The organism is Roseateles chitinivorans (assembly GCF_002761755.1).
Lineage (GTDB): Bacteria > Pseudomonadota > Gammaproteobacteria > Burkholderiales > Burkholderiaceae_C > Roseateles > Roseateles chitinivorans.
Genome location: NZ_PEOG01000020.1, coordinates 85,055 through 92,884 on the forward strand (window position 1 = coordinate 85,055; position 7,830 = coordinate 92,884).

The 7,830-nt window shown below is 71.1% G+C and carries 5 protein-coding genes; 1 reads left to right on the top strand and 4 read right to left on the bottom strand.

What is annotated here, in order from left to right; all coding sequences use genetic code 11:
• Window positions 1-46: 46 nt before the first annotated feature.
• Window positions 47-4,051 (top strand): phosphoribosylformylglycinamidine synthase, encoded by a 4,005-nt coding sequence (purL, locus tag CS062_RS09455; RefSeq protein WP_099861396.1) that lies wholly within the window; start codon window positions 47-49, stop codon window positions 4,049-4,051.
• 75 nt (window positions 4,052-4,126) lie between these two features.
• Here purL and CS062_RS09460 read toward each other — a convergent pair whose 3' ends face one another.
• From CS062_RS09460 to CS062_RS26155, 4 genes are all read right to left on the bottom strand, one after another.
• The gene (locus tag CS062_RS09460) at window positions 4,127-5,119 is read right to left on the bottom strand and encodes an LLM class flavin-dependent oxidoreductase (RefSeq protein WP_099861397.1); all 993 of its coding nucleotides are present in this window, start codon (window positions 5,117-5,119) and stop codon (window positions 4,127-4,129) included.
• A 102-nt stretch (window positions 5,120-5,221) separates the two neighbouring features.
• Window positions 5,222-6,289: a S1C family serine protease gene (locus CS062_RS09465; protein ID WP_099861398.1), complete on the bottom strand. Its 1,068-nt coding sequence runs from the start codon at window positions 6,287-6,289 to the stop codon at window positions 5,222-5,224.
• Window positions 6,290-6,479: 190 nt separating this feature from the next.
• Window positions 6,480-7,652, bottom strand: coding sequence for a response regulator (locus tag CS062_RS09470; RefSeq protein WP_099861399.1), 1,173 nt, complete (start codon window positions 7,650-7,652; stop codon window positions 6,480-6,482).
• Window positions 7,649-7,830, bottom strand: a 182-nt coding sequence (locus CS062_RS26155) for a hypothetical protein (RefSeq protein WP_158238726.1), incomplete at its 5' end; no start/stop codon positions are given. The genes CS062_RS26155 and CS062_RS09470, both read right to left, overlap by 4 nt.

Genomic DNA, 7,830 nt, shown 5'->3' on the forward strand with positions numbered 1-7,830 from the left:
CGGGCTTCACCGCCGCGGCGCGCGCGGCGCAACCCCCTGGGATCCCATGGCCAGCACCACCTCCTCCAAGCATCTGATTCACTTCGAGGGGGGCAATGCCCTCTCGTCCTTCCGGGCCGCGGCGCTGCTGGCGCGTCTGCAGGCCGTCAGCGACCGCATCACCGCGGTGCATGCCCGTCATGTCCATTGGGTCTGGACCGACACGGCGCTGGATGCGGAAGGCCGCGACAAGCTGGCCTCGCTGCTGGACTATGGCGATCGCTACGAAGGCACCGCCGAGGGCGCGCTGATCGTCGTCGCCCCGCGCCTGGGCACGCTGAGCCCCTGGGCCTCCAAGGCCACCGACATCGCCCACAACTGCGGCCTGGCGCTGCATCGCGTGGAGCGGGTCACCGAGTTCCGCTTGACCCTCAAGTCCGGGCTGCTGGCCGGGCTGACCGGCGGTGCCAAGCCGCTGACCCAGGAGGAACTGCTGGCCTGCGCCGACCTGCTGCACGACCGCATGACCGAGAGCGTGCTGCTGTCGCGCGAGGACGCCGCCCACCTGTTCGACGAGAAACAGGCCCAGCCGCTCGCCCATGTGCAGGTGCAGGCCCGCGGCCGCGCCGCGCTGGAGGAGGCCAACGGCGCCTGGGGCCTGGCGCTGTCCGACGACGAGATCGACTACCTCGTCGCCGCCTTCACCAAGCTGGGTCGCGATCCCAGCGACGTCGAGCTGATGATGTTCGCGCAGGCCAACAGCGAGCACTGCCGCCACAAGATCTTCAACGCCCAGTTCACCATCGACGGCGAGGCGCAGCCGCTGTCGCTGTTCGGGATGATCCGCAACACCGAGAAGGTGTCGCCGCAGCACACCGTCATCGCCTACGCCGACAACGCCGCGGTGATGGAAGGCCACACGATCGAGCGCTGGATGGCCGCCGGCGACCGCCGCGCGCCCAGGTACGAGGCCCGTGCCGAGACCGCGCATGTGCTGATGAAGGTCGAGACCCACAACCACCCGACGGCGATCTCCCCGCATCCGGGCGCGTCCACCGGCGCAGGCGGCGAGATCCGCGACGAGGGCGCCACCGGTCGCGGCGCCAAGCCCAAGGCCGGCCTGACCGGCTTCTCGGTCTCCAACCTGCATCTGCCCGGACTGAGCGAGCCGTGGGAGAAGGACCCGGTCGGCAAGCCCGCGCACATCGCCAGCGCGCTGCAGATCATGACCGAGGGCCCGCTGGGCGGCGCCGCCTTCAACAACGAGTTCGGCCGGCCGGCGCTGGGCGGCTACTTCCGCGTTTTCGAGCAGGACGTGGACGGTGTCCGCCGCGGCTATCACAAGCCGATCATGATCGCCGGCGGCCTGGGCGCGATCCGCTCGGACCTGACCAAGAAGATCCAGTTCCCGGCCGGCTCGCTGCTGATCCAGCTCGGCGGTCCGGGCATGCGCATCGGCATGGGCGGCAGCGCCGCCAGTTCGATGGCCGCCGGCACCAACACCGCCGACCTGGACTTCGATTCGGTCCAGCGCGGCAATCCCGAGATCCAGCGCCGCGCGCAGGAAGTGCTCAACCATTGCTGGGGCCTGGCCGAGCGCAATCCCATCCTGGCGGTCCATGACGTCGGCGCGGGCGGCATCTCCAACGCCTTCCCCGAGCTGGTCAACGATGCCGGCCGCGGCGCGATCTTCGACCTGCGCAAGGTCCCGCTCGAGGAGAGCGGCCTGGCGCCCAAGGAGATCTGGTGCAACGAGAGCCAGGAGCGCTATGTCCTGGTGATCGCGCCGGAGAGCCTCGAGCTGTTCACCGCGATGTGCGAGCGCGAGCGCTGCCCGTTCGCGGTCGTCGGCGTGACCACCGAGCAGCGCGAGCTGGTGCTGGAAGATGGCCCGGCCGGCGAGCGTGCCATCGACATGCCGATGGACGTGCTGCTGGGCAAGCCGCCCAAGATGCACCGCGACGTGAAGCGGGTGACGCGCTCGGGCGGGACGCTGTCGCTGGACGGCGTCGACCTGGCCACGGCCGCGCGCACCGTGCTGCGCCATCCGACGGTGGCCAGCAAGCGCTTCCTGGTCACCATCGGCGACCGCACCGTCGGTGGCCTGAACCACCGCGACCAGATGGTCGGTCCCTGGCAGGTGCCGGTGGCCGACTGCGCGGTCACCCTGTCCGACTTCAAGGGCTTCACCGGCGAGGCGATGAGCATGGGCGAGCGCACGCCGCTGGCCGCCGTCGACGCGCCCGCATCCGGCCGCGTCGCGGTCGCCGAGGCCATCCTCAACCTGCTGGCCGCGCCGATCGAGCTGCCGCGGGTGAAGCTGTCGGCCAACTGGATGGCCGCCTGCGGCGAGCCGGGCGAAGACGCGGCGCTGTACGACACCGTCAAGGCCGTCGGCATGGACCTGTGCCCGGCGCTGGGCATCTCCATCCCGGTGGGCAAGGATTCGCTGTCGATGCGCACCCGCTGGTCGGAAGACGGCGTCACCCGGCAGGTCACCGCGCCGGTCTCGCTGATCGTGACGGCCTTCGCCTCGCTGGCCGACGTCCGCGGCACGCTGACGCCGCAGCTGCGCGATGGCGACACCACGCTGGTGCTGGTCGACCTCGGCCAGGGCCGCATGCGCATGGGCGGGTCGATCCTGGCGCAGACGCTGAACCAGTTCGGCCCCGAGGTGCCCGACCTCGACGATCCGGCGCTGCTCAAGGCGCTGGTGGGGGCGGTCAACGACCTGCGCGGCCAGGGCAAGCTGCTGGCCTACCACGACCGCAGCGACGGCGGCCTGTTCGCCGCGGCGCTGGAGATGGGCTTCGCCGGCCAGCGCGGCGTCAGCCTCAACGTCGACATGCTGGTCACCGAGGGCGACGGCATCAGCGACAGCCGCGCCGAGATGGGCGACTCCAAGAACTGGGCCTCGCAGGTCAGCGCGCGCCGCGAGGAGCTGACGCTGAAGGCGCTGTTCAACGAGGAACTGGGCGTGCTGCTGCAGGTCGCCACCGCCGATCGCGACGCGGTGCTGCAGACGCTGCGGGCCCATGGCCTGTCGCGGATCTCGCACGTCGTCGGCAAGACCAACGACACGAAGCAGGCCGAGGTCTGGCGCGATGCCCGGAAGGTCTTCGCCGCGCCGCTCAACGAGCTGCAGCAGGAGTGGGACCAGGTGTCCTGGCGCATCGCCCGCGACCGCGACAACCCCGCCTGCGCGGACCAGGAGCATGCGCTGGCCGGCACGCCCGGCAAGGGCCTGCACTGGTTGCCGAGCTTCGATGCGAAGGACGACGTCGCGGCGCCGTTCATCGCCAGCGGCGTGCGGCCCAAGGTCGCGATCCTGCGCGAGCAGGGCGTCAACTCGCATGTCGAGATGGCCTATGCGATGGCACAGGCCGGCTTCGACGCCTATGACGTGCACATGAGCGACCTGCAGGCCGGCGCGGTCGACCTGAAGGACTTCAAGGGCTTCGTCGCCTGCGGTGGCTTCAGCTACGGCGACACGCTGGGCGCGGGCGAGGGCTGGGCGCGGTCCATCCTGTTCAACCCGGTGCTGAAGGCGGCGTTCGAGGCCTTCTTCGCCCGCCCGGACAGCTTCGCGCTGGGGGTCTGCAATGGCTGCCAGATGCTGGCGGCGCTGTCGCCGATGATTCCGGGCGCCGAGCACTGGCCGAAGTTCGTCCGCAACCGCAGTGAGCAGTTCGAGGCCCGCCTGGCGCAGGTCGAGATCGTCGATTCGCCGAGCATCTTCTTCACCGGCATGGCCGGCAGCCGCCTGCCGATCGCGGTCGCGCACGGCGAGGGTTTCGCGGACTTCTCGCAGCGCGGCAACCCGGACCGGGTGCTGCGCGCGATGCGCTATGTCGACGGCGACGGCCAGCCGACCGAGCAGTACCCGCTGAACCCCAACGGCAGCCCGCAGGGCCTGACCGCGGTGACCACGGCGGATGGCCGCTTCACCGCGCTGATGCCGCATCCGGAGCGTGTCTTCCGCAACATCCAGATGAGCTGGAGCGGCGGCGACGCGGGCGAGTTCAGCCCCTGGATGCGGATGTTCCGCAACGCGCGCAAGTGGGTGGGATGACCCCGCGACGCTGACCGCGACGCGCAAGACAAAGGGCCACGCTCATGCGTGGCCCTTTTCATTGCCGCTTCGTTGTCAGCCCGCCATCACTCCCGACAGAAGCTCATACGAGCGCCTGCGCGCGGCGGAGTCATGCACCGCGCAAGCGACGATGAACTCGTCGGCGCCCGTGCGCTCGAGCGTTGCCGCGAGCCCTTCCCGCACGGTGCGCGGTGACCCGACGATGGACTCGGACAGCATCCGCTCGACCGCCAGTTGCTCGCCCGCGGTCCAGAGGTCGGCCATCTGGTCGACCGGCCGCGGCAGCGGCCCGCGCTGGCCGCGCTGCATGCCGAGGAAGCGCTGCTGCAAGGAGGTGAACAGGCGCTGCGCCTGCGCGTCCGTGTCGGCGACGATGACATTCAATCCCACCGCCGCGTAGGGCCGCGGATGCCGGGCGCTGGGCCGGTACTGCTCCCGGTACATCTCCAGCGCCTGCATCAGCATCGCCGGCGCGAAGTGCGACGCGAACGCGAATGGCAACCCCAGGTAGGCCGCCAGCTGCGCACCGTACAGGCTCGAGCCCAGCAGCCAGATCGGCACCTCGGTGCCCTGGCCCGGGATCGCGCGCACGACCTGGCCCTCCTGCTCGGGCGCGAGGTAGGCGGTCAGCTCCAGCACGTCCTCGGGGAAGCGGTCCTCGTGCGCCGTCGACAGGTGACGGCGCAACGCGCGCATCGTCGGGCCGTCGGTGCCAGGCGCGCGGCCCAGGCCCAGGTCGATGCGGCCGGGGAACAGGGTCGCCAGCGTGCCGAACTGCTCCGCGATCGTCAGCGGCGCGTGGTTGGGCAGCATGATGCCGCCCGAGCCGACCCGGATCGTCGAGGTCGCCGCCGCGATCTGGCCGATCAGCACCGCGGTGGCCGAGGAGGCGACGCCGTCCATGTTGTGATGCTCCGCGACCCAGTAACGGGTGTAGCCGAGCCGTTCGGCATGCTGCGCGAGGGCGATGCTGTCGTGGAGGGCCTGGGCGGCGGTGCCGCCCTCGACGATGGGGGCGAGGTCGAGGATCGAGAGACGAGGATGCATGGGCGCGCAGTCTAGGCGCGGGTCCCGGACCGGGGCGGCGGCAGGGTTATCGCCGGATGCGGTAGGACGCCGCCGCCGACCGGGCCGCCGCGATGCCGTCCCTCAGTCGCTGCCGAGCTGTGCCTGCACCTGCCGCGTCTTGCCGCCGTTCCACACGGTCAGGGTGACCTTGTCGCCGACCTGGCGCTCCTCGAGCTCGCTGAGCAGTTCGTCCAGGTCGGCCACCGGCTTGCCGTTGACCGCGGTGATGACGTCACCGCCGACGATGCGTCCGTCGCGGCCGCGCATGAAGGGCTGCAGGCCCGCGCGTTGCGCCCCGCCGCCGGCCTGCAGGCCGATCAGCACCACGCCCTTGGGCAGGCGCAGCACCTCGCGCAACTGCTCGGTGCCGGCGGTCAGTCCCAGCGCCGGTCGGATCACCCGGCCATGCTTGATCAGCTGCGGCACGACGCGGTTCACCTCGTCGGCCGGGATCGCGAAGCCGATGCCGTTGCTGCCGCCGCTCGGACTGAAGATCGAGGTGTTCACGCCGATCAGCCGGCCCGCCGAATCGAGCAGCGGCCCGCCCGAGTTGCCAGGATTGATCGCGGCGTCGGTCTGGATCGCACCGCGGATCGTGCGCTGCGTCATCGACTCGATCTCGCGGTTCAGCGCCGAGACGATGCCGCGGGTGAGCGTCTGGTCCAGGCCGAAGGGGTTGCCGATCGCGTACACCGTCTGGCCGACCAGCAGGTCGCGGCTGCTGCCCATCGGCACCGGCTGGAGCTTCTCCCGCGGCGCGGCGATGCGCAGCACGGCCAGGTCGCGGTCGGGATCGACGCCGACCAGCGTCGCGTCGTACGCGGTCTGATCGGACAGCGTCACCTTCGCCGCCGACGCGCCGCGGATCACATGGAAGTTGGTGACGATGTGCCCCCGCTCATCCCACAGGAAGCCGGAACCGGTGCCGCTGGGCACCTCCGTCACGTTGCGGGAGAAGAAGTCGCGCTGCTGCGCCAGCGTCGTGATGTGCACCACCGAGGGCGACACCTTGCGGAACACCGCGATGTTGTTCTGCTCCTGGGCGTCGAGCGGGCCGCGCGGCGAGACCGGGCGCGGTTGTTGGGCGTGGGCCCAAGCGGAGAGAGTGAGGGCCAGGGCGGCAAGCAGGAGGGTCGTCGTGCGGCGCATGGCGCGGGATTATGGCGGGGGATGCGCTGGCGGGGGCTCCCGTCCTGCGCCGGACCGGGCGTTGGCCGCCGATGCATGGGGCACCGGCGGCAAGCGCCGGTACCCCACGCATCGCCGTCCCCGATCACCGAGGCCCTCCCGCGTGGTGGGGAGGACCGCGGTGGGGATCAGGGGGAAGGACTGCGGGAGGTCATTCGGGGGCGGCCATCGTCGACTCGATCCAGTCCTGCTTGCGGCGCAGCGTCTCGTCGTCGTCGGCGAAGCGGCGCGCAATCTCCTGGAACTCGTCCTGGATGCGCAGGAAGGCGTCGACGACCTCCGGATCGAAATGGCTGCCGCGGCCCTGGACGATGATCGCGACCGCGTCTCCGTGCGGCATCGCGTCCTTGTAGACCCGGCGGCTGATCAGCGCGTCGTAGACGTCGGCCAGCGCCATCAGCCGTGCCGACAGCGGGATCGCCTCACCGCGCAGGCCCTCCGGATAGCCGGAACCGTCCCATTTCTCCTGGTGGCCGTAGGCGATGTCCTTGGCCGTCGACAGGAAGGCCACTGGCGTGCCGAGCTGGGCCTCGGCCTGGGCGATCGCGTCGCGGCCCAGCGCCGGGTGGGATTTCATGATCTCGAACTCGTCCGGCGTGAAGCGGCCCGGCTTGAGCAGGATGCGGTCGGGGATGCCCACCTTGCCGATGTCGTGCAGCGGCGCCGACTTGAACAGCGTGGCGATGTACTCCGGCGTCAGCAGCGCCTGCCAGCGCGGATGCCCGCGCAGCGCCTCGGCCAGCGCCTTGACGTAATGCTGGGTGCGCCGGATGTGGTTGCCGGTGTCGCTGTCCCGCGTCTCGGCCAGCGAGGCCATCGCCAGGATGGTCACGTCCTGGATCGCCGCCAGCTCCGCGGTGCGGCGCGCGACCTCGGCCTCCAGGTAGGCCGCCTTGTCCCGCAGGAAGTCCGCGCTGGCCTTCAGCCGCAGGTGCGTGCGCACGCGCGCCATCACGATCGGCGGACTGATCGGCTTGGTGATGTAGTCCACCGCGCCCAGCGCCAGCCCGCGCGTCTCGTCGGCCACGTCGGACCGGGCGGTCAGGAAGATCACCGGCACGTCGCGCGTGGCCGGGTCCGCCTTGAGCCGCTCGCAGACCTCGTGGCCGTCCATGCCCGGCATCATCACGTCGAGCAGGATCAGGTCGGGCCGCGGCTCGGCGCCGGCGATGCGCAGCGCCTTCTCGCCGTTGTTGGCGATCTTGACGCGGTAGCGGTCGCGCAGCAGCTCGCTCATCAGCGCGAGGTTGTCGGGCGTGTCGTCGACCACCAGCACGGTGGCGCCGTCGGTCGGGTCGGGGATCGGCGCGGGGTGGGCGGTCATGCGGGGCTCCCGGACGACGTGGGATCGGTGTCCGCCTCGGTCGCGAGGCCGCGTCGGCCCGAGGCATCGGCGCGCACCAGCACGAGCGCGCCGTCGAAGTCGAAGCGCTGCGCCGCGTCGGCCGCGCGGCGCAGCGTCCGCAGCCGTGCGGTCGGCAGCGGCAGGCGGTCGAGCAGGG